Annotated in this window: 21 protein-coding genes and 1 riboswitch; of the genes, 4 read left to right on the top strand and 17 right to left on the bottom strand. The window is 66.0% G+C overall.

All coding sequences use genetic code 11. The annotated features are described in order from the left end of the window. Nucleotides 1–39 precede the first annotated feature (39 nt). The gene (locus ACIP21_RS00430; RefSeq protein ID WP_400682713.1) at nucleotides 40–399 is read right to left on the bottom strand and encodes a sel1 repeat family protein; all 360 of its coding nucleotides are present in this window, start codon (nucleotides 397–399) and stop codon (nucleotides 40–42) included. Nucleotides 400–1,354: 955 nt separating this feature from the next. Here ACIP21_RS00430 and ACIP21_RS00425 point away from each other — a divergent pair. The 3 genes from ACIP21_RS00425 (at nucleotide 1,355) to ACIP21_RS00415 (ending at nucleotide 3,719) form a co-directional block, all read left to right on the top strand. Then, complete coding sequence (locus tag ACIP21_RS00425; RefSeq protein WP_152954144.1) at nucleotides 1,355–1,579, top strand: hypothetical protein; 225 nt, start codon at nucleotides 1,355–1,357, stop codon at nucleotides 1,577–1,579. Nucleotides 1,580–1,827: 248 nt separating this feature from the next. Continuing rightward, nucleotides 1,828–2,310 carry a hypothetical protein gene (locus ACIP21_RS00420; protein ID WP_400682710.1) on the top strand — a complete coding sequence of 161 codons (483 nt, stop codon included), beginning with the start codon at nucleotides 1,828–1,830 and terminating at the stop codon, nucleotides 2,308–2,310. Nucleotides 2,311–2,456: 146 nt separating this feature from the next. Continuing rightward, complete coding sequence (locus ACIP21_RS00415) at nucleotides 2,457–3,719, top strand: OmpP1/FadL family transporter (RefSeq protein ID WP_400682708.1); 1,263 nt, start codon at nucleotides 2,457–2,459, stop codon at nucleotides 3,717–3,719. Nucleotides 3,720–3,762: 43 nt separating this feature from the next. Here the strand turns inward: ACIP21_RS00415 and ACIP21_RS00410 are convergent, their stop codons facing one another. Next, nucleotides 3,763–4,692 (bottom strand): LysR family transcriptional regulator, encoded by a 930-nt coding sequence (locus tag ACIP21_RS00410; protein ID WP_400682706.1) that lies wholly within the window; start codon nucleotides 4,690–4,692, stop codon nucleotides 3,763–3,765. Between the two features lie 115 nt (nucleotides 4,693–4,807). On the opposite strand from ACIP21_RS00410, the gene ACIP21_RS00405 reads away from it, so the two are divergent. Then, entirely contained in the window at nucleotides 4,808–5,068 is a 261-nt protein-coding gene (locus ACIP21_RS00405; RefSeq protein WP_400682703.1) for a DUF2798 domain-containing protein, read from the top strand. Nucleotides 5,069–5,412: 344 nt separating this feature from the next. Here ACIP21_RS00405 and ACIP21_RS00400 read toward each other — a convergent pair whose 3' ends face one another. From ACIP21_RS00400 to cobO, 15 genes are all read right to left on the bottom strand, one after another. Further along, nucleotides 5,413–5,964 (bottom strand): glutathione peroxidase, encoded by a 552-nt coding sequence (locus ACIP21_RS00400; protein ID WP_400682700.1) that lies wholly within the window; start codon nucleotides 5,962–5,964, stop codon nucleotides 5,413–5,415. Between the two features lie 46 nt (nucleotides 5,965–6,010). Beyond that, nucleotides 6,011–6,133, bottom strand: a complete 123-nt coding sequence (locus tag ACIP21_RS00395) for a hypothetical protein (protein ID WP_400682699.1) — start codon at nucleotides 6,131–6,133, stop codon at nucleotides 6,011–6,013. Continuing rightward, a complete protein-coding gene (locus tag ACIP21_RS00390; RefSeq protein ID WP_400682697.1) occupies nucleotides 6,130–7,332 on the bottom strand; it encodes an MFS transporter in 1,203 nt (400 codons plus the stop codon). The genes ACIP21_RS00395 and ACIP21_RS00390 overlap by 4 nt, the downstream gene beginning before the upstream one ends. Before the next feature lie 63 nt (nucleotides 7,333–7,395). Continuing rightward, nucleotides 7,396–7,800: a MarR family winged helix-turn-helix transcriptional regulator gene (locus tag ACIP21_RS00385; RefSeq protein ID WP_400682694.1), complete on the bottom strand. Its 405-nt coding sequence runs from the start codon at nucleotides 7,798–7,800 to the stop codon at nucleotides 7,396–7,398. A 42-nt stretch (nucleotides 7,801–7,842) separates the two neighbouring features. After that, nucleotides 7,843–9,021, bottom strand: a complete 1,179-nt coding sequence (locus ACIP21_RS00380) for a glycoside hydrolase family 5 protein (RefSeq protein WP_400682691.1) — start codon at nucleotides 9,019–9,021, stop codon at nucleotides 7,843–7,845. A 149-nt stretch (nucleotides 9,022–9,170) separates the two neighbouring features. Then, the gene (locus ACIP21_RS00375; RefSeq protein WP_400682688.1) at nucleotides 9,171–9,905 is read right to left on the bottom strand and encodes an adenosylcobinamide-GDP ribazoletransferase; all 735 of its coding nucleotides are present in this window, start codon (nucleotides 9,903–9,905) and stop codon (nucleotides 9,171–9,173) included. A gap of 1 nt (nucleotide 9,906) precedes the next feature. Then, nucleotides 9,907–10,464, bottom strand: coding sequence for an alpha-ribazole phosphatase family protein (gene cobC, locus ACIP21_RS00370; protein ID WP_400682685.1), 558 nt, complete (start codon nucleotides 10,462–10,464; stop codon nucleotides 9,907–9,909). Continuing rightward, complete coding sequence (cobT, locus tag ACIP21_RS00365) at nucleotides 10,461–11,516, bottom strand: nicotinate-nucleotide--dimethylbenzimidazole phosphoribosyltransferase (RefSeq protein WP_400682682.1); 1,056 nt, start codon at nucleotides 11,514–11,516, stop codon at nucleotides 10,461–10,463. Before cobT ends, cobC begins: the two co-directional genes overlap by 4 nt. After that, nucleotides 11,513–12,034, bottom strand: coding sequence for a bifunctional adenosylcobinamide kinase/adenosylcobinamide-phosphate guanylyltransferase (cobU, locus tag ACIP21_RS00360; protein ID WP_400682679.1), 522 nt, complete (start codon nucleotides 12,032–12,034; stop codon nucleotides 11,513–11,515). The genes cobT and cobU overlap by 4 nt, the downstream gene beginning before the upstream one ends. 1 nt (nucleotide 12,035) lies before the next feature. Next, nucleotides 12,036–13,490 carry a cobyric acid synthase gene (locus tag ACIP21_RS00355; protein ID WP_400682676.1) on the bottom strand — a complete coding sequence of 485 codons (1,455 nt, stop codon included), beginning with the start codon at nucleotides 13,488–13,490 and terminating at the stop codon, nucleotides 12,036–12,038. After that, nucleotides 13,487–14,479, bottom strand: coding sequence for a threonine-phosphate decarboxylase CobD (gene cobD, locus ACIP21_RS00350; RefSeq protein WP_400682673.1), 993 nt, complete (start codon nucleotides 14,477–14,479; stop codon nucleotides 13,487–13,489). The genes ACIP21_RS00355 and cobD overlap by 4 nt, the downstream gene beginning before the upstream one ends. Continuing rightward, the gene (cbiB, locus tag ACIP21_RS00345; RefSeq protein WP_400682670.1) at nucleotides 14,472–15,380 is read right to left on the bottom strand and encodes an adenosylcobinamide-phosphate synthase CbiB; all 909 of its coding nucleotides are present in this window, start codon (nucleotides 15,378–15,380) and stop codon (nucleotides 14,472–14,474) included. Before cbiB ends, cobD begins: the two co-directional genes overlap by 8 nt. Beyond that, nucleotides 15,377–16,027: a 5,6-dimethylbenzimidazole synthase gene (bluB, locus tag ACIP21_RS00340; RefSeq protein ID WP_400682667.1), complete on the bottom strand. Its 651-nt coding sequence runs from the start codon at nucleotides 16,025–16,027 to the stop codon at nucleotides 15,377–15,379. The genes cbiB and bluB overlap by 4 nt, the downstream gene beginning before the upstream one ends. After that, the gene (locus ACIP21_RS00335) at nucleotides 16,024–17,319 is read right to left on the bottom strand and encodes a cobyrinate a,c-diamide synthase (RefSeq protein ID WP_400682665.1); all 1,296 of its coding nucleotides are present in this window, start codon (nucleotides 17,317–17,319) and stop codon (nucleotides 16,024–16,026) included. The genes bluB and ACIP21_RS00335 overlap by 4 nt, the downstream gene beginning before the upstream one ends. Then, nucleotides 17,316–17,927: a cob(I)yrinic acid a,c-diamide adenosyltransferase gene (cobO, locus tag ACIP21_RS00330; RefSeq protein WP_400682663.1), complete on the bottom strand. Its 612-nt coding sequence runs from the start codon at nucleotides 17,925–17,927 to the stop codon at nucleotides 17,316–17,318. Before cobO ends, ACIP21_RS00335 begins: the two co-directional genes overlap by 4 nt. Nucleotides 17,928–18,046: 119 nt before the next feature. Further along, nucleotides 18,047–18,269: riboswitch (cobalamin riboswitch) on the bottom strand. Nucleotides 18,270–18,338 lie beyond the last annotated feature (69 nt).

The following is an 18,338-nucleotide window of genomic DNA, read 5'->3' as shown; positions in this document are numbered from 1 at the left end:
CTTACCCCGATCACGCTATTGCAAGTTGAGTGCAGCTTATCAGTCTGCCGGATCAGGCGCCCGTTCCGGCTGCTCGGCCTGGAACAGCCGCGCATATTCCAGTTGCGCCGGCCGGTCCCCTGCCCGCGCCGCCTGGCGCAGCAGTTCGTGGCCGATGCGCCGGTCACGGGCATTGCCACACTCGCGGCAGAGCATCTGGCCCAGGCGGCTCTGCGCCACCACCACGCCTTCGCGCGCCGGCTGCTTGAGCAGGCGCCCGGCCAGGTGCTTGACCTGGGGCTTGTCGCTCAGGCGCGGGTTATCGAGCAGCCAGAGCGCCACTTTGAGGGAAAAACGTCGGGGTTGCGGGGCTGACGACAGGGCAGCGGGGCTGGCGAGTTGTTTACTGCGAAACTTCATGAGCGAACAGGGACGACAACGCGAAAAGCGCGCCACTCTACTCCTTTTTTCAGTGCATGGCCTGCCGATTTGCCAAGGACTGAAATTTTTTTCAACGATATTTTCTTGACGTTTGCCGGCGCATGACTGGCGGGTCGGCAGGTGCCTCTCGATTGTCGGACAGTTCTCAGGGCTGCTGGCACGCCCGTGCTAGAGCAAGCGCCTGGGACAATCCACAGTTCCTGTGGATAACTCAGTGGACAACCCCTTCAAGGCACCCGCAAACCCCCATGAAATGGGGGCTACAGTCAAACTGACGATTTTTTCACCAGCCAAAATAAGTGTTTTTTTTCATTGACTTAACTGGCCAGTCAAGGCATTGGCGAGCTTGAGGCGAGCTGTTGCCGGCCTGTTACACGTCGTGCCTCCAATGTGAACAAGTGCACCGAAAACCTGCGTTTGGCTGCACGAAATCGGAACATCCATGGGATTGCGGGCCATTCGCCCCCTCTTCCCAAGACGCGAAAGAAGCGCCATACTGCTCGGCTTCCCTGAACGAACGCAGAAAAACTTGCAATCTCCACCTGTGTTCTGTAAGGTGCACGGCGTTAGTACCCAAGCTGAAAGTCAATTCTGGCCAAAAGCGTCCTTGCAGCCCCATCGCTCTCCCGAGCGAGCGCTGCTGAAACCAGGACCGGCCCCCTCGATGATTCCCTCGCCAGCCCAAAGCTGCCCTGCACGAATCACCCTGAAGATTGATCAGGATTCAACCCCGACGGCCTAGAACCTTGGCCCCGGCGTGCTGCCTGCCTTCTGAAGTACCTACCAGTCAGCCCAAGCGCCCACCTTTGATTGCGCTCCCTCTGGCTGCTTTGTTCCAGTCAGGTTCGTTCGCCCCTTAATAAAGGCGTCACTGGAACGTTTCTATCATGCACGGATCATATCCCCCGTGTTTAAAGCAGGAACCTCCAACAATATGCAAACTCATCATCAAATTCAGGCTGCCATTGGCACCCTCTCCCAGGCCTTCTCGCCGTTGAAGTGCCTTATCGTCGCCCCGCGCAAGGGCAGCTTCAGCTTCACCCTGGTGGACGAGCACGGCATCGCCTGCCACACCGAACGCCTGTACCCAGAACAGTACAGCCGCTCCGAACCGCTGCAGGCCGTCATCGCCCGGACCCGCCAGTCGCTCACCGCGTGAGCGGCGAATACCGGGGTATTCAGCTACTGAATGGCACCTGCTGCACGCTGCCTGATCGTTCTTGGCCTAATTGCCGCACGGCATATAGCGCCGAACGACTGGCAGCAATCGATTTAAAAACAGCCCTTTACACCACGATTATCACACTACACTTCAACTCGAGCGGTACTTGCCGCTTCCGGCGGGCCTGACCAATCACCAGCTGCCAAGCTCCAGCGCCCGTCGGCCTCTTACTGCTCGAGGGCATCATGGGTATCGCGGCGAATGAATTGTGTCTGTATGTGATCCGACCGACCCTGGTCTACCTGAACCGACACTGCGCCAGTGCCGAGGCCCTGTTGCTGGGCATCGCGGCCAGCCAGTCAGCGCTCGGTTCGGCCCTGCATGATCGTCGTGGCCATGGCCTGTACCGCATCGGCGAACACCGCCACCAGGCGGTCTGGGACGACTTTCTCGCCCGTGATCCGGAGCTGGCCAGCCTGGTACGCGGCCTGGCCAGCCAGCACGCGTTCCTTGGCGGCCCGCACCTGGAGCTTGCGGTCAACCTGCGCTACGCCACCGCCATTGCCTGGATGCTCATCGAAGAACAAGCCACGCCCCTGCCTGCCGCGGACGACCTGCTCGGCCTGGCGCGTATCTGGCGGCAGATTTTTCACCCCCAAGGTCGCCTGCGCGACTTCACTCAAGCCTGGCATTCGTGCATAGATCACAAAATGCCACAAGCCTCCTAAGATTCGTCCCACAGCATTCCCGGAAAAACGGACTTTTTGGTCGGATTGTCCTACAAAACCGCTCTATCTCCTGTGATACAGCCTATAGCGCGGCGCGTGATTTGTTGGTAGCTTTTCGCCCCGGAGATCCCAAGGAGTTTCTAATAATGAAAAAAGCAATGCTCAAAACCTCCCTCGGCGTAGCCGTTGCCCTGGCATCCAGCCAACTGTTCGCTGCAGGTTTCGCCCTCAACGAACAAAGCATCAGCGGCATGGGGACAGGTTTCGCGGGTCGTTCTTCCGCTGCCGATGATGCCAGCACGGTCTATGGCAACCCGGCGGGCATGTCCCGCCTGAAACGCCAGCAGGTCACCGTGGGGGGCGCTGCCGTGATCGCCAAGACCGACATCTCGGGCCCTGGCAGCAATCTCGGGGGAGAAACCGACGGCGACATGGTGCCTACGGTCGGCGTACCGATGGGCTACTACGTCAAGCCGCTCGATGACAACTGGAGCGTCGGCTTCGGTGTCTACGTACCGTTCGGCCTGGTGACGGATTATGGCAATGGCGATGCCGCTCGTTACTGGGGCAAGAAGAGCCACGTCGAAGTCATCACGTTCCAGCCTACCGTCAGCTACGCCTTCAATGACAAGGTGTCCATCGGTTTCGGCCCGACCTTCAACCGCATCAAGGGTGAGCTGGGCTCCAACCTGCCTACCCCGCGCGCGCTGGGCGGCACCGATGGCGAAGTGAAGATCAAGGGTGACGACACTGCCGTTGGCTACAACATCGGTATCCTGGTGCAGGCCACCGACCACACGCGGGTCGGCCTGACCTATCACTCGATGGTCGACTACAAGCTGGAAGGCAAGACCCGTGTCAGCACTCCGCTGATCGGGCCATTCAGCGGCAGCAAGTTCGACGCCACCCTGAAAATCAAGACCCCGGAATCGGTCGACCTGTCCATCACCCATGAACTGGACGACAACTGGACCTTGTATGCCGGCAGCACCTGGACCCGCTGGAGCCGCCTGAAAGACATCACCGTGCAGAACGATGTCCCTGCCCCGCTGGCCGCGCAGTTCGGCACGATTTCCGAGGAGCAGAACTGGCACGATACCTGGGCACATGCCATCGGCGCGTCCTACAAGGTCAACAAGGAGTGGGTACTGCGTGCCGGCTTCTCCGTCGACCAATCGCCAACCAACAACGAAAACCGCTCGCCGCGCATCCCTACGGGTGATCGCAAGGCAGTCAGTTTCGGTGCGGGCTGGAGCCCCAGCGACGACATGACCATCGACGTGGCCTACTCCTACCTGTGGGAAGAGGACACCAAGGTAAATCTGGCCAGCTCCACCAAAGGCACCTACCAAGCCAAGTACGAGAACAAGGCACACGGCCTGGGCGCTTCGCTCACCTACCGCTTCTGATTCGTACCCGCAGCATCAAGAAACCGCCCTCGTGGCGGTTTTTTCATGCCTGCACCTGCCAGCTGTCGCCCAACGCTTCGCGCAGGTAATCCATGAACGCACGCACCTTTGCGGTCATGGCAAAGCGATCGGCCAGGCACAGGTAGATGTCCATCGGCTCGGTCTGGGCGTAGGCCTGGCCGCTGTCGCTGTACTCGAACAGCGGCACCAGCGCGCCGGAGGCCAGGTGCGGCCTGACAATGAACTCGGCGAGCCGGGTAATGCCGCCGTCGTGCAGCGCCATCTGGGTCAGGGCGTCGATGTCGTCACTGATCAGCACCGTGCCGAATTCGGCCTCGAAACGCAGCCCGTCGCGAACGAAGCCCCAGCGCAGGAAGCGGCCATCCACTGGGTAGCGGAACACCAGGCAGCGGTGCTCGCGTAGTGCTTCAGGCGTGGCCGGCAGGCCTGCGCTGGCGAGGTAGCCGGGCGATGCGCAGCACATGAACGGGATGCGCGCGATATGCCGTGCCAGCAGTTGGTCGTCGAGCTGCGGGGCGATGCGCAGGCTGACGTCGACGTCTTCGCGGGCGTGGTTGACCTTGCGATCAGTCGTTACCAACTCTATCGAAAGCAGCGGATAACGGGCACTGAAGGCGGGGATCAGCGGCGCCAGCACATGGCGGCCAAACGCCGAGGTCGAGGCGATGCACAGGCGGCCCTGGGGCTGGCTGTCGGGGGTGGCGAGCGCCTGCTCGGCCAGCATCAGGTCGCGCTCGATGTGCCTGACGCGCTCGTAGTATTGGCTTCCGGCAGGCGTCAACGCCATGCTGCGGGTGGTGCGGCTGAGCAGGCGCACCTGAAGGTGATTTTCGAGGCGGGCGAGGTTCTGGCTGACGGCTGCCGGGCTGATGCCGAGGTTGCGGGCACCGGCGGCGATGCTGCCGGCTTCCACCACCTTGATGAAACTGCGGATGCCGTTGAGCAGGTCCATGGAAGCGCCTTGGGATTCGTAAGAATCTCTTTATAAAGAACTCATCATCCATGGTCTACAGCGCAGGTGTGGGAGGTTGTTAACCTGCGGTTCCAGCCATTTTCCAGGAGTTCACATGAGCAACCTGTCCCAGACGCGCAGCCGGCGCAAGTTACGGCCCGGTGCCACGCCCTACGTCTTTGCGTTCTACATGTCGTCGATCATGGCCTTGTTGATGTGCTTCGTGATCACGGCGGCCAACGCCGGAGTGAACCCGGAGTACCTGAGCAATGTGCTGAAGGCTTACCAATTGGCGATGCCGGTGGCATTCGTCTGCGTGCTGATGGTGAGGCCGGTGGTACTGAAGCTGGTGGCCATCACGGTGCATCCGCACTGAGCCCCCTCCCCTTTTCTCTCTGGCTTTGGCTTTGGCTTTGGCTTTGGCTTTGGCTTTTGATCTTGCTTCTAAGCGCGCGATAGTTCAGGCGCTGCAGAGTGCGACTTCAGGAGGCCGAGCGCAGGCGTCTGGAGGGCCAGGGTGCGTAGCACCCCTTCGGCGTAGCCGAAGGCGCGAGATGTAGACTTGCGCAGCAAGTCGTAGGCCGCGCGGGCCCGGAGGACGCCGGAGCGAGGCCTCCTGAAGTCGCACTCTGCGGCGCCTGAACTATCGCGCGCTTAGAAGCAAAAGCAGAGCAAGAGCAAGAGCAAGAGCAAGAGCAAGAGCAATCAACTGCCGTAGCACTACGGGTGCGAGGCGATCGCCTTCTCGATTGCTTCCCTGAACGCCGGGTCATCAGGCTTGGTCAGGCTGGAGAAATTGCCCACCACCTTGCCCTGGCGATCCACCACGTACTTGTAGAAATTCCACTTCGGCGCACTGCTCTGTTTCGCCAGCTCGACGAACAGCGGTATCGCATCCTTGCCCCGCACCGCCTGCGCCTTGGTCATGGTGAAGGTCACACCGTAGTTGGCATAGCAGACCTTGGCGGTCTTCTCGCTGTCGGCATCTTCCTGCTTGAAGTCATTGGACGGCACGCCCAGCATCTCCAGGCCCTGCTCGTGGTATTCCTTGAAGGTCGCCTCCAGGCCGTCGAACTGCGGCGCAAAACCGCAGTAGCTCGCGGTGTTGACCACCACCAGCGGCTTGCCGCCAAAGCGCTGGCACAGGTCGATCTGCTCCTTGCCCTGCAACTTGGGCAAGCTGCCCTGCAACAGCGCCGGGCAGTCGGCCGCCCAGGTCGAAGTGGCGGCCATTACAGCCAGGAACGGCAACGTCAGCCATTGAGCACGCATCAAAGATTACTCCCGCAAGACAATCGGTGAACTTGCAGGGTAGCGCCTAACAAAGGCTCATGCCCAGTTGCATCAAAGCCAGCCCGCCCTTGTGCCAACCCCACCACGCCAGCGCCAACAGCAGCGCGGCCGCCACGGTCAACAGGCCGCGAGCCAGGTAACGGTTCATGCCGCCTTGGCCTGCAAACGGGCGACCGGGCTTTCGCGCACCGGCCAGTTGAGCGCCGCCGCCAACAGGCTGAGCAGGATCGAGATCTGCCAGACCAGGTCGTAATTGCCAGTGCGGTCGTACACCACCCCGCCCAACCAACCGCCCAGGAAAGCGCCCAACTGGTGGAACAGGAACACGATGCCGCCGAGCATGGACAGGTTGCGCACACCGAACAGCGTGGCCACCGTACCGTTGGTCAAGGGGACGGTGGACAACCACAGCAGCCCCATGGCAATGCCGAACAGGTAGGCGCTGTACTGACTCACCGGCGCCCACAGGAACAGCACGATCACCACCGCCCGCAGCAGGTACAGTGCGGTCAGCAGGCGCGGCTTGGACATGCGCCCACCCAGCCAGCCCGCAGTGTAGGTACCGACGATATTGAACAGCCCGACCAGCGCCAGCACAGTGGTACCGGTGGTCGCGGGCAGGTGCTGGTCAACCAGGTAGGCAGGCAGGTGCACGCCGATGAAAACCACCTGGAAACCACAGACGAAAAAACCCAGCGCCAGCAACCAGAAGCCGGAGTGCGAACAAGCCTCATGCAGTGCCTGGCCCAGCGTCTGCTCTGCGCCATGGCTCGGCAGCGGACGGTCACGCAACAGGCCGACGAAAGGAACGATCAGCGCCACCAGCAAACCCAGCACCAACAAGGCAGCCGACCAGCCGAGCCACTCGATGAGGCCGAGGGTGCCGGGCAACATGGCGAACTGGCCGAAGGAACCCGCCGCGCTGGCGATCCCCATGGCCATGCTGCGCTTCTCGGCGGGAACGGCACGGCCGACCACTCCAAGAATGACCGAGAACGAGGTACCGGACAGGCCGATACCGATCAGCAGGCCGGCGCTCAGCGACAACGACCAGGCCGAATCGGCGTGGCTCATGAGCAACAGGCCGGCGGCGTACAGGATGCCACCGAGGATCACCACCCGGGCCGCGCCAAGGCGGTCAGCCAGCGCACCGGCGAAGGGCTGGGCCAGGCCCCAGATCAGGTTCTGCAGAGCGATGGCAAAGGCAAACACTTCGCGGCCCCAGCCAAAATCGGCGCTCATCGGCGCCAGGAACAGGCCGAAGCCGTGCCGAACGCCCAAAGACAGCGCCAGGATCAACGCCGCCCCCACCAACACCCACCCACTGGTTCGCCACACCGAAGTCATTGTCGTTATCTCCAGCACATCGCAAGGTCAAGCGGGTATATACCCGCTTCTAATTGTTCCGGGTCAGGCCAGACGCTCCAGCAAACGCACCAATTCATCGCGCTGCCCTTCGCCCAACTGCTCCACCAACGACAACTGAGCCTGCTCCCAGGCCGGATGGGCCGCTTGCACGCGCGCCGCTCCCGCCTCGGTAAGCAGCACCACACGGTTGCGCTGATCGTCACCGTCGGCCAGCGCCACCAGGCCTTCGGCCTCCAGTACCCGCAGGTTGCGGCCAAGCGTGCTGCGCTCGAGGCCCATGGCCTCGGCAAGGGCGGTGATGCTGGGGCGGTCGAGCCGCTGCAGATGGCGCAACAGGGAAAACTGCGCGACATTGATGCCGAAGCCAGCCAGGGCCTCGTCGTAATGCCGGCTCACCCCGCGGGCGGCGCGACGCAGGTGGGTGCAGATGCATTCACTGGTCAACATGAATACGTGTATATACCCGCACCCAGATTGTTGCAAGAAGTTTCACTGTGCCAGGCGACGACTGATCGGCTCGAATTCGGGGGTCGGCTTGCGCGCAATCGGGTCCGCAGCGCCCTGCTCGATCGCCTGCCAGTAACGCCAGGGCACCTTCGCCGACCCCAGCTCGTAGTCCATGCCGTCCCAGCTGTCCTCACGGAAGCTGTAGAAGGCCCAATGCAGCTGATTGCGGTCCAGTACGCCGAGGACATCCTCCAGATACTGACCACAGCCAGGCAGCCGACGCATGCAACCGAGCTCGCCGACAACCAGCCGCGAACGCGGCAACTTCATTGCCGCCATCCAGGCCAGCGGCTGGCTCAGGTACTGCTCGACGCGCTGGCCATCCCAGTGCTCGGATTGCCCCGCGAACGGCACCGGCCCCGGGTAGGCCAAGGGCTGCTTGCGGTTCATGTTCGGGCCGCTGGTAGCCGCGTAGGGTTCGTACATGTGCACGCTGTACAGCACGCGCTCATCGGCCACTGGCCTTGGCCAGTAACTCAAGGCATCGGCAGCGGCGTACCAGCCGGCATCGAGCATGACCGGGGTATGCGCATCCACCTCGCGGATCGCACTGACCAATTGCCGGTACAGCGCCGGCAGGTCTCGGGCAGTGCCCTGCTGATCGTCATACCACTGCTGCATCTGCTGTAGCGGCGCATGTTCGGCGAGGCCGCCGCGCTTTTCCGGGGCCGGCTCGTTGATCAGGTTGTAGGCGGCGATGGCGGGGTGGTCCTTCAGCTCCAGGGCCAGGTCGCGCCAGAAATCGGCGGCCTGGGCCCAATAGTGCTTGTCTTGCCACAGGCGATCGTCGAACTGGCCCTGGTTGTTTTGTGACCAGCGCATGCCCGGCAGGGACAACGGCGTGATGACGACCTTGAGGCCGGCCTGGTGGGCGCGGTCGAGCGTGCTGCGCAGCGTTTGCAGGTCGGTTTTCGGCAGGCCCCGGTAGTGATCGGCATCGCCCAGCAGGAAGTCACGCTGGGCAGGCTGCCACTTGTCGTAGGACAGCCGCACCCAGGTGGCGCCGTAACCGCGCAGGGCCTCGAAGTAAGCCTGATCGGGCGGCAGGCGGTTGAAACTGTTGCCGCCGTGGCGAGGGGTGTTCCAGAAGTCGATGAGGTCGGCGGCGGTGGCTGGCAGGGTCAGGAATGCCAGCAACCCGGCGAGGATCCAGTGGAGCATTGCGGCCTCCAAGGCCTTGGGGGAAGGAGGCCGAGGATACGCCCGGTGCCTGGAGCGCGCAGGTTTCATCCATTGCAGAAGATTGCCGGTGGTATCCCTGTGGTAGCGGGTTCATCGAGGCGCCGAAGCGCCGCGAAGAGGCCAACGGCTCAGGCAGCCAGCGCCAGGCAAAGCACCACGGCAAGCTCCAGCAACTCCAGCAGTGCCCCAGCCGTGTCTCCGGTGGTCCCGCCCAGTCGCTGGCACATCTTGCGTCGCAACCAGCAGAACACAGCAAACGCCACCACCAGCGGCCACAGCCCATGCCCGCCAGCCAGCGCCAGGCAAAGCACCACACTGACCAGCAGCACCCAGCCTGCCGCCCGGCGCGGCAGATGCTCGGCCAACGCCTGCCCCAGCCCGCCCTTGCGCACATAGGGCGTGCCCAGGAACAGCCCCAGCATCGCCACCCGCCCCACGACCGGCGCCAGCATCAACTCGGCACCCGCGCCCCGCTCGACCAGCACCCACAACGCACAGAACTTGAGCAGCAACACCAGGACCAGGGTGACCACGGCGATCGGCCCGCTGCGCGGGTCCTTCATGATCTGCAAGGTGCGCTCACGGTCGCCGAACCCACCCAGCCAGGCATCGGCACTGTCGGCCAGGCCGTCCAGGTGCAGCGCCCCGCTGAGCATCACCCACAGCGCCAGCAGCAACGCCGCGTGCAAGGGTGCCGGCGTACCTTGCAGCAGTTGGCTGGCCAGCCACAGCAACAGCCCGAACAACAGGCCCACCAGCGGGTAGCACAACAGCGAACGCCCCAGGTCCCGTGGCTCGGGCATGCCCGGCAAGCTCACCGGCAGGCTGCTGAGAAATTGCAGGGCGATCCACAACGGCAACATCTCAAGCCTCCTCGGCCAGGCTGCCGTGCGGACCCACCAGCAGACGCAGCAAGGCACCGTGGCCGACTTCGACCTGCAGCAGCTGCTCTCTTGGCAAGCCACGGGCGTGCGCCAGCAGCAGGCGCATGACGCCGCCGTGGCTGACCAGCAGCACGCGCTTGCCGGCATGCGCTCGCTGCAAGCGCTCGACAGCGCCAAATACCCGCTCGGCGAAGGCGCTGACAGGCTCGCCACCCGGCGGCGTGAAGCCGTAAGGGTCCGCCCAGAACCGCCCCAGTTCGTCGGCCTGGGTCTGCATGATCTGCAACGCGCTGCGCCCTTCCCATTCGCCGAAATGCAGCTCTTGCAGATCGGCCTCCAGTTGCACGGGCAGGCCCAGCGTTTCGGCAAAGCGCGCACAGCGCTGCAAGGGCGAACTGACCAGCACATCCCACGGGCCAGCCCCCGCCACGGCGTCACGCATCTGCGCCCAGCCCTTGTCGGTCAGGGCGTCATCGAGGCTGCCGCGCAAGCCGCCGCCCTGCTCGGTTTCGCCGTGGCGCAGCAGGTCGAGGATCATGCCGGACGATCCGCCACCGCGGCTTCGGCGAAGGTCGCCATCTGCCCGTGCAGCGCACACGCCAGGCGCAGCAGCGGCACGGCGAGGGCGGCACCACTGCCCTCGCCCAGGCGCAGGCCCAGGGCCAGCAACGGCTCGGCCTGCAGCGCCGCCAACAGGGCCTTGTGCCCGGGTTCGGCGCCCTGGTGGGCGAACAGCAGCCAGCCACGCGCTTGCGGGTTCAGGCGCACCGCCAGCAGCGCAGCGACGCTGCAGATGAAGCCATCCACCAAAACCGCGATCCCTTGCTGGGCACACGCCAGGTAGGCACCCGCCAGCGCGGCGATCTCGAAGCCGCCGACACAGGCCAGCGCGCGCAACGGGTCGTCGGCCTGCAGCCCGTGCAACACCAAAGCACGCTCGATCACCTCGGCCTTGTGGCGTACGCCGGCCGTGTCCAGGCCGGTGCCCGGGCCGCTCAGCTCGCGGGCCGGGCAGCCCAGCAGGGTGCTGGCCAGGGCGGCGGCGGCCGAGGTGTTGCCGATGCCCATTTCGCCGCCGATGAACAGTTGGGCAGCGTTGGCCTTGGCCCGCAAGGCGGTGTCACGCCCCGCCTGCAAGGCCGCCTGCAACTGGGGCTCGGTCATCGCCGGCTGACGGGCGAAGTTGGCGGTCCCGGCCCCCAGGCGCAGGTGGCGTACCCCTGGCAGCTCCAGCTCCGGGTCGATGGTGCCCAGGTCGACCACTTCCAGGCTGGCCTGCAGCTGGCGCGCCAGCACGCTGATCGCCGCGCCGCCGCCGACGAAGTTGCGCAGCATCTGCCCGGTCACCGCCTGCGGATAGGCCGAGATGCCCTCTTCGACCACACCGTGGTCACCGGCGAAGATCGTGATGGCGACCTGATCCAGGCTCGGCCGCTCGCAGCCCTGCAGGCCGGCCAGCTGCACCGCCAGGCCCTCCAGCTGGCCGAGCGAACCGGCAGGTTTGGTCAGCTGCTGCTGACGGGCGCGGGCCTGGTCCATGGCGGCGTTGTCGAGGGGTTGGCAGGCGTCGAGCCACCAGGCAGCGTTCATAGAGCGGGTCCTTTGAGCATGAGAGGAAGGCCGGCGACGGTCAGCACCACGCGCTGGCAACGTTCGGCGACGGCCTGGTGCAGCCAGCCGGCCAGGTCGACGTAACGCCGGGTCAGCTCGCCCATGGGCACCACGCCCAGGCCGGTTTCGTTGCTGACCAGGATGATCGTGCCCGGCAACCGCTCCAGGCAGTCGAGCAGCGCATCGCGCTCCGCGGCCAGGCGTTGTTCGTCGTCGAGCATCAGCAGGTTGGTCAGCCACAGGGTCAGGCAATCCACCAGCAGGCAACGGCCTTCGGCGGCTTCGGCCTGCAGCACGCGGGCCAGGGCCAGGGGCTCTTCGATCAGCGCCCAGTCGGCGGGCCGACGTTCGCGGTGCAGGCGCACGCGCTGGTTCATTTCAGCGTCCAGTGGCTCGCTGGTGGCGATGTAGGTGACCGCCAGGCCGCTGTCGCTGGCCAACTGTTCGGCCAGGCGGCTCTTGCCGGAACGGGCACCGCCGAGGATCAGGTTGCGCATGTCAGGCGACTCCACACAGGGCGCGCAGGTGCGCGGTGTCCAGGTGCTGTTCCACCAGGTCGGCCAGGCGCTCGATGTCGCGTTCGCGCAAGGCCTGGTAATCGATGGTCTGCACGGTTTCCAGGCCGGCCCAGCGCAACAGTGCGGCGCACGACTGGCTGCCTTCGAACAGGCCGTGCAGGTAGGTGGCGAGCACTTGCCCGTCGGCACTGATGGCGCCGTCCTGGCGGCCATCGGCCAGTTGCACGGCAGGCTGCGCCAGCGCAGGCCCCGTGGTGACCCCGGCATGGATCTCGTAGCCCGCGACCGGCGAGGCTTCAAGGTGCAGCGTGCCGGCCACGTTACGCAGTTGCTTGTCGGCTTCGAGCACCGTGGCGTAATCGAACAGGCCCAGCCCCGGGCTGGAACCTGCGGCGCCCTCCAGCCCAAGCGGGTCGTGCACTTCACGACCGAGCATCTGCAGCCCGCCGCAAATGCCGATCAGCTTGCCGCCATAGCGCAGGTGCCGTTCGATGGCCTTGTCCCATCCCCGCTCGCGCAACTGGGCGAGGTCGCCGCGCACGCTTTTCGAGCCGGGCAGGATGATCAGGTCGGCCGCCGGGATCGGCTGGCCTGGGCCGATGAACTGCAGGTCGACCTGCGGGTGCAGGCGCAGCGGATCGAAGTCGGTGTGGTTGCTGATGCGTGGCAGCACCGGGACGATCACCTTGAGCACGTGCGCCTGTTTTGCGCCCTGACGCACGTCGATACCGTCCTCGGCCTCCAGGTGCAGGTCGGTGACATACGGCAGCACGCCGAGCACCGGTTTGCCGGTGCGCTGCTCCAGCCAGTCCAGGCCCGGTTGCAGCAAGGCGATGTCGCCGCGGAAGCGATTGATGACGAAGCCCTTGACCCGCGCCTGTTCGCTCGGCGACAGCAGTTCGAGGGTACCGACCAGATGGGCGAACACCCCGCCCCGGTTGATGTCGGCGACCAGGATCACCGGGCAGTCGACCGCCTCGGCAAAACCCATGTTGGCAATGTCGCCGGCGCGCAGGTTGATCTCGGCCGGCGAGCCCGCGCCTTCGACCATCACCACCGGGTAATCTGCGCTCAGGCGTTGGTGCGAAGCCAGCACCGCCTGCATGGCGATGGCCTTGTAGTCGTGATAGGCCACCGCATTCATGCTGGTGACCGCGCGGCCATGGATGATCACCTGGGCGCCGGTGTCGCTGTTGGGCTTGAGCAGCACCGGGTTCATGTCGGTGTGCGGTGCCAGCCGGCAGGCCTGGGCCTGCACCGCCTGGGCGCGGCCGATCTCGCCGCCGTCGGCGGTCACCGCGCTGTTGAGCGCCATGTTCTGTGGTTTGAACGGCACCACCGCGACACCCTGGCGCAGCAGCCAGCGGCACAGGGCGGTGACCAGCGTGCTCTTGCCGGCATCGGAAGTGGTGCCTTGCACCATGAGGGTGGTCATGCCGTTTCCTTCTGGTAGTCGGTCAGCGCCTGGGCCAGGCGCTGTTCGTCCTCGGCACGGGCGGGCAGGCCCAGGCGCACGGCGGCAGGCTGGGTGAACAGGCGCACGAGGATGCCGCGACGGGCGAGAAAATCATGCAGGCCGCTGGCGCTTTCGCTGCGCACGTACTGGAACAGGTCACAACCGCCGCTGGGCGCGAGCCCACTGCTGGCCAGCAGGTCGGCCAGGCGCCGGCTGGCCTGGGCACAGCGCTCGATCTGCGCCTGCTGCGCAGCCTGGTCGGCAAAGCAGGCCTGGGCCAGCACCCGGGTCGGGCCGCTGACGGTCCAGGGCCCGAGCAGCTCGGCCAGGCGCTGCAGCAGTGCCAGCTCAGCCACCACGCAGCCCAGGCGCACGCCGGCCAGGCCGAAGAACTTGCCGAACGAGCGCAGCACGATCAGGCCCGGGCGCTCGGCGCAGTCGCTGACGCTGTGTTCGGGCGTGTTGTCCATGAAGGCTTCGTCGACCACCAGCCAGCCGCCCCGCTCGGCCAGCCGCGCATGCCAGTGCAACAGGCGCTCGCGCGCTACCCGGTGACCGGTGGGGTTGTTCGGGTTGACCAGGACCAGCACGTCGAGGCGCTCGAGTTCGGCCTCGACCTGGCTTTCGTCCAGTTCGACCAGCACATGCCCGGCGCGCTGCCAGGTCTGCGGGTGCTCGGCATAACACGGCGACAGCACCCCGACCCGCCCTGCCGGGCGTAGCGTTGGCAGTGCCTGGATCGCCGCCTGCGAGCCGGCCACCGGCAGCAGCTGCGTGGCGCCGTAGTAGCGCCGCGCGGCGTCTTCCAGGCCATCTTCGGTTTCGGGCAGCCGAGCCCAGGCATCCAGCGGGATCGGCGCAATCGCAAAGGGCCAGGGGGCGATGCCGCTGGACAGGTCGAGCCAGTCTTCCCGGGCGATTCCGTATTGCTTTACCGCCCGCAGCAGGCGGCCACCGTGCTCAAGCATTCAGATACGCTCCCACGCAGATCAGCAGCAGCCACAGCCATACGCCACGCTGCACCAGGCTCCAGCCACGTTCGATGGCCTCGGCATCGGCCATCGGGCCTTCGCCCAGGCGTGGCCGATCATGCAGTTCACCGTGGTACACCGCCGGGCCACCCAGCTCGACGCCCAATGCGCCAGCACCGGCGGCCATCACCGGGCCGGCGTTGGGGCTGTCCCACAGCGGCGCCTGCTTGCGCCAACAGGCCAGGGCCAGGCGGGTCTTGCCGAGCAGCGCGTAGGTCAGGGCGACGAACCTGGCGGGAATATAGTTCAGCACATCGTCGATGCGCGCGGCGCACCAGCCAAAGCGCTCGAAGCGTTCGTTGCGGTAGCCCCACATGGCATCCAGCGTGTTGCTCAGGCGGTACAGCACCACACCCGGCGCACCGGCCACGACAAACCAGAACAGCGCAGCAAAAACCGCATCGCTGCCGTTTTCCAGCACCGACTCGGTCGCCGCACGGGCCACGGCTGGCTGATCCAGCTCGCGGGTTTCCCGGCTGACCAGGTAGCCCACCCGGCGCCGCGCCGCTTCCAGGTCACCCTGGCGCAAGGCGTTGGCCACCGGCAGCACGTGCTCGCCAAGGCTGCGCAGACCCAAGGCGCAATACAGCGCCAGCACGTCCACCAGCCAGCCGACATAGGGCAGCCAGGACAGGATCAGCGCCACCAGCGTCAACGGCACCACGGCCAGGAACCAGGCGCTCACACCATGGCTGCGCCAGCCCCGGCCACCGGCATTCAGGCGGCGCTCCAGGGCGGCAGCCAGGTTGCCGAAGCCCACCAGCGGGTGGCGCCGGCGCGGCTCCCCCAGCAACGCGTCCAGGGCCACGCCGGCCACGGTCAGCAAGGCCACGCTCATGGGCGTTCTCCCCATTGGTTTTCATACAACATGTCGCTCAACGGGCGCTCCTGCGCCCAGTTTTCCTGCACCAGCATCGGTTGCCCATAGAACTCGGTCACCGGCCCCAGGCACAGCACCGCCACCGGCTTGGCCCCGGCGGGCATGCCCAGCAGCGCGGCCAGGGCCTGCGGGTCGAACAGCGACACCCAGCCCAGCCCCAGCCCCTCGCCGCGTGCCGCCAGCCACAGGTTCTGGATGGCGCAGGCCAGCGAGGCCAGGTCCATCTCGGGCAAGGTGCGGCGGCCGAACAGGTACGGTTCACGGTTATCCATCAGTGCCGCCACCAGCACCTCGGCGCAGTCGCTGATGCCCTCGACCTTGAGTTTCATGAATTCATCGGAGCGTTCGCCCAGGGCCTCGGCCGTGCGCACCCGCTCGTCTTCGACCAGCGCCTGGATGCGCCCGCGCAGCTCACGCTGGCTGATGCGGATGAACCGCCAAGGCTGCATCAGGCCGACACTTGGTGCCTGGTGCGCGGCGGACAGCAAGCGGCCGAGCAGCTCGGGCGCCACCGTGCCACCGGCGAAATGGCGCATGTCGCGGCGTTCGCCGATGACCCGGTAGATCGCGGCGCGTTCGGCGTCGCTGTAGGCGTGTTCGCTCATGGCCGCAGCAGCGCCGCCGCCGCGTCAGGGTTGGAGGGGAAGTAGAAGTGCACGTAGGAGGCGGTCAGCCGGCCCAGGCGGTACACCGCTTCGTTGCCGCGCCCACCGTTGGGGCTGAGGCCGCGGGCAATGGGTTCCAGCGCGGTACTGGTCAACGAATGGTGGTAGGTGTGCCCGCGCAGAGTGCCTTCGGGCAGCTCCACGGCCTGCAGGGCCAGGGCCGCCAGGCGCTTCTGCATGGTCGCCGTGCCCGGCAGCAGGCCGAGCAGTTCGGCGCGCTCGCCGGCCACATCGGTCAGCGATTCGAGCAGGTAAAGCATGCCTCCGCACTCGGCCAGCAGCGGCTTGCCCTGGGCGTGGTGGGCGCGGATCGCTTCAACCATCGCGGCATTGCCAGCCAGAGCGTGGTGATGCAGTTCGGGGTAGCCGCCCGGCAGGTACAGGCTGTCCACGGCGGGCAGTTCGCAGTCGTGCAGCGGCGAGAAGAATTCCAGGTGTGCGCCCTGCTCGCGCAGCAGATCGAGGTTGGCGCCGTAGGTGAAGGCGAAGGCTTCGTCCTTTGCCACGCCGATGCGCACACCGGCCAGCGAGGCTTGGGTGGACTGGGGCTCGGGCGCGGCAAAGCTCACCGGCGGCGGCAAGCTGGCGTCGCAGCTGGCGCCCAGCGCCTCGGCGGCGGCGTCCAGGCGTGCGTCCAGATCGTTCAGCTCGCTGGCCTGGACCAGGCCCAGGTGGCGGCTGGGCAGCTCGATGCCGCGCTCGCGCGACAGCCCGCCATACCAGCGCAGGCCCTCGGTCAGGCTGCCTTCGAGCAGTTGCGCATGGCGCAGGCTGCCGACCCGGTTGGCCAGCACGCCGGCGAACGGCAGGTCGGCCTGGTAGCGCGCCAGGCCAAGAGCCAGGGCGCCGAAGGTCTGGGCCATGGCGGTACCGTCGATCACTGCCAGCACCGGCACGCCGAAATGGCGCGCCAGGTCGGCGCTGGACGGGGTGCCGTCGAACAGCCCCATCACCCCTTCGATGAGGATCAGGTCGGCATCGGCCGCCGCTTCCCAGAGCAGACGACGGCTTTCCTCGGCGCCGATCATCCACAGGTCGAGCTGGTACACCGGCGCGCCGCTGGCCCGTTCGAGGATCATCGGGTCGAGAAAGTCCGGCCCGCACTTGAACACCCGCACCTTGCGCCCAAGGTTGCGGTGCAGGCGGGCCAAGGCCGCGGTGACGGTGGTCTTGCCCTGGCCGGAAGCGGGGGCGGCGATCAGCACCGCCGGGCAGCTGCGCGCCTCACTCACAGTTCGACGCCCTTCTGCGCGCGGATACCGGCCTGGAAGGCGTGCTTGAGCATGCCCATCTCGGTCACGGTGTCGGCCAGTTCGATCATTTGCTCCTTGGCGGCGCGGCCGGTGACGATCACGTGCTGCATCGGCGGACGGGCCTGGATGTCGCCGAGCACCTGGTCGAGGTCGAGGTAGCCATGCTTGAGGGCGATGTTCAGTTCGTCGAGCACCACGAACTGCACGCTCGGGTCCTGCAGCAGCTGGCGCGACACGGCCCAGGCGGCTTCGGCGGCGGCGATGTCGCGCTGGCGGTCCTGGGTCTCCCAGGTGAAGCCCTCGCCCATCACGTGGTAGCGCACCTGCTCGGGGAAGCGGCGGAAGAACAGCTCCTCGCCGGTGCTGTTGCGGCCCTTGATGAACTGCACCACACCGCACTGCATGCCATGGCCCAGGGCGCGGGCGAGCATGCCGAAGGCCGAGCTGCTCTTGCCCTTGCCGTTGCCGGTGAGCACCAGCAGCAGGCCGCATTCGTTGGGGGAGTTGGCGATGCGCTCGTCGATGACCGCCTTCTTGCGCTGCATGCGCGCCAGGTGGCGTTCGTCGCGTTCGGTAGTTTCGCTCATGAGGGGTTCTCCGCAGGCTGGCGCCACGCGAACAGCGGCGACAGGTAATAGGCAGGCAGACGGAGAACGCGCAGGGGCCATGGCCAGGGCCACGGTGCACCGCGCATCACCCTCCGTGATGCCGTTTGGCAGTTCCAGGCCGGTCTCCGGGCTCGTGAGCGGGCCTTCGACCCTGGCCTGCGCGCCTTCCCGGGTGTTCACACCCAGTGGCCCTGCGCGGCCGCGACTCACCTACCGTTGCGGGGGCAGCGCCGGAATCGCGCCTTGCTGGCGCCCACCGGCTTCCCAGTTTCACCCTGCCCAGCGGGAGGCTGGCAGGGCACCTGAAACACGCGCGAAGGTTAGAGGGTTGGGCCGGGAGCGTCAATCGAAGCGAGCCGCCAGATGGCCGCAGGGGCAGCGGCGCAATCC

The sequence above is a fragment of the Pseudomonas sp. NPDC089401 genome (genome assembly GCF_044749485.1).
Lineage (GTDB): Bacteria > Pseudomonadota > Gammaproteobacteria > Pseudomonadales > Pseudomonadaceae > Aquipseudomonas.
This window is presented reverse-complemented; position numbering and strand designations above follow the sequence as displayed.

Coding starts and splice junctions, on each gene's coding strand:
- ACIP21_RS00430 (WP_400682713.1), bottom strand. CDS start 399: ATGAAGTTTCGCAGTAAACAACTCGCCAGCCCCGCTGCCCTGTCGTCA.
- ACIP21_RS00425 (WP_152954144.1), top strand. CDS start 1,355: ATGCAAACTCATCATCAAATTCAGGCTGCCATTGGCACCCTCTCCCAG.
- ACIP21_RS00420 (WP_400682710.1), top strand. CDS start 1,828: ATGGGTATCGCGGCGAATGAATTGTGTCTGTATGTGATCCGACCGACC.
- ACIP21_RS00415 (WP_400682708.1), top strand. CDS start 2,457: ATGAAAAAAGCAATGCTCAAAACCTCCCTCGGCGTAGCCGTTGCCCTG.
- ACIP21_RS00410 (WP_400682706.1), bottom strand. CDS start 4,692: ATGGACCTGCTCAACGGCATCCGCAGTTTCATCAAGGTGGTGGAAGCC.
- ACIP21_RS00405 (WP_400682703.1), top strand. CDS start 4,808: ATGAGCAACCTGTCCCAGACGCGCAGCCGGCGCAAGTTACGGCCCGGT.
- ACIP21_RS00400 (WP_400682700.1), bottom strand. CDS start 5,964: ATGCGTGCTCAATGGCTGACGTTGCCGTTCCTGGCTGTAATGGCCGCC.
- ACIP21_RS00395 (WP_400682699.1), bottom strand. CDS start 6,133: ATGAACCGTTACCTGGCTCGCGGCCTGTTGACCGTGGCGGCCGCGCTG.
- ACIP21_RS00390 (WP_400682697.1), bottom strand. CDS start 7,332: ATGACTTCGGTGTGGCGAACCAGTGGGTGGGTGTTGGTGGGGGCGGCG.
- ACIP21_RS00385 (WP_400682694.1), bottom strand. CDS start 7,800: ATGTTGACCAGTGAATGCATCTGCACCCACCTGCGTCGCGCCGCCCGC.
- ACIP21_RS00380 (WP_400682691.1), bottom strand. CDS start 9,021: ATGCTCCACTGGATCCTCGCCGGGTTGCTGGCATTCCTGACCCTGCCA.
- ACIP21_RS00375 (WP_400682688.1), bottom strand. CDS start 9,905: ATGTTGCCGTTGTGGATCGCCCTGCAATTTCTCAGCAGCCTGCCGGTG.
- cobC (WP_400682685.1), bottom strand. CDS start 10,464: ATGATCCTCGACCTGCTGCGCCACGGCGAAACCGAGCAGGGCGGCGGC.
- cobT (WP_400682682.1), bottom strand. CDS start 11,516: ATGAACGCTGCCTGGTGGCTCGACGCCTGCCAACCCCTCGACAACGCC.
- cobU (WP_400682679.1), bottom strand. CDS start 12,034: ATGCGCAACCTGATCCTCGGCGGTGCCCGTTCCGGCAAGAGCCGCCTG.
- ACIP21_RS00355 (WP_400682676.1), bottom strand. CDS start 13,490: ATGACCACCCTCATGGTGCAAGGCACCACTTCCGATGCCGGCAAGAGC.
- cobD (WP_400682673.1), bottom strand. CDS start 14,479: ATGCTTGAGCACGGTGGCCGCCTGCTGCGGGCGGTAAAGCAATACGGA.
- cbiB (WP_400682670.1), bottom strand. CDS start 15,380: ATGAGCGTGGCCTTGCTGACCGTGGCCGGCGTGGCCCTGGACGCGTTG.
- bluB (WP_400682667.1), bottom strand. CDS start 16,027: ATGAGCGAACACGCCTACAGCGACGCCGAACGCGCCGCGATCTACCGG.
- cobO (WP_400682663.1), bottom strand. CDS start 17,927: ATGAGCGAAACTACCGAACGCGACGAACGCCACCTGGCGCGCATGCAG.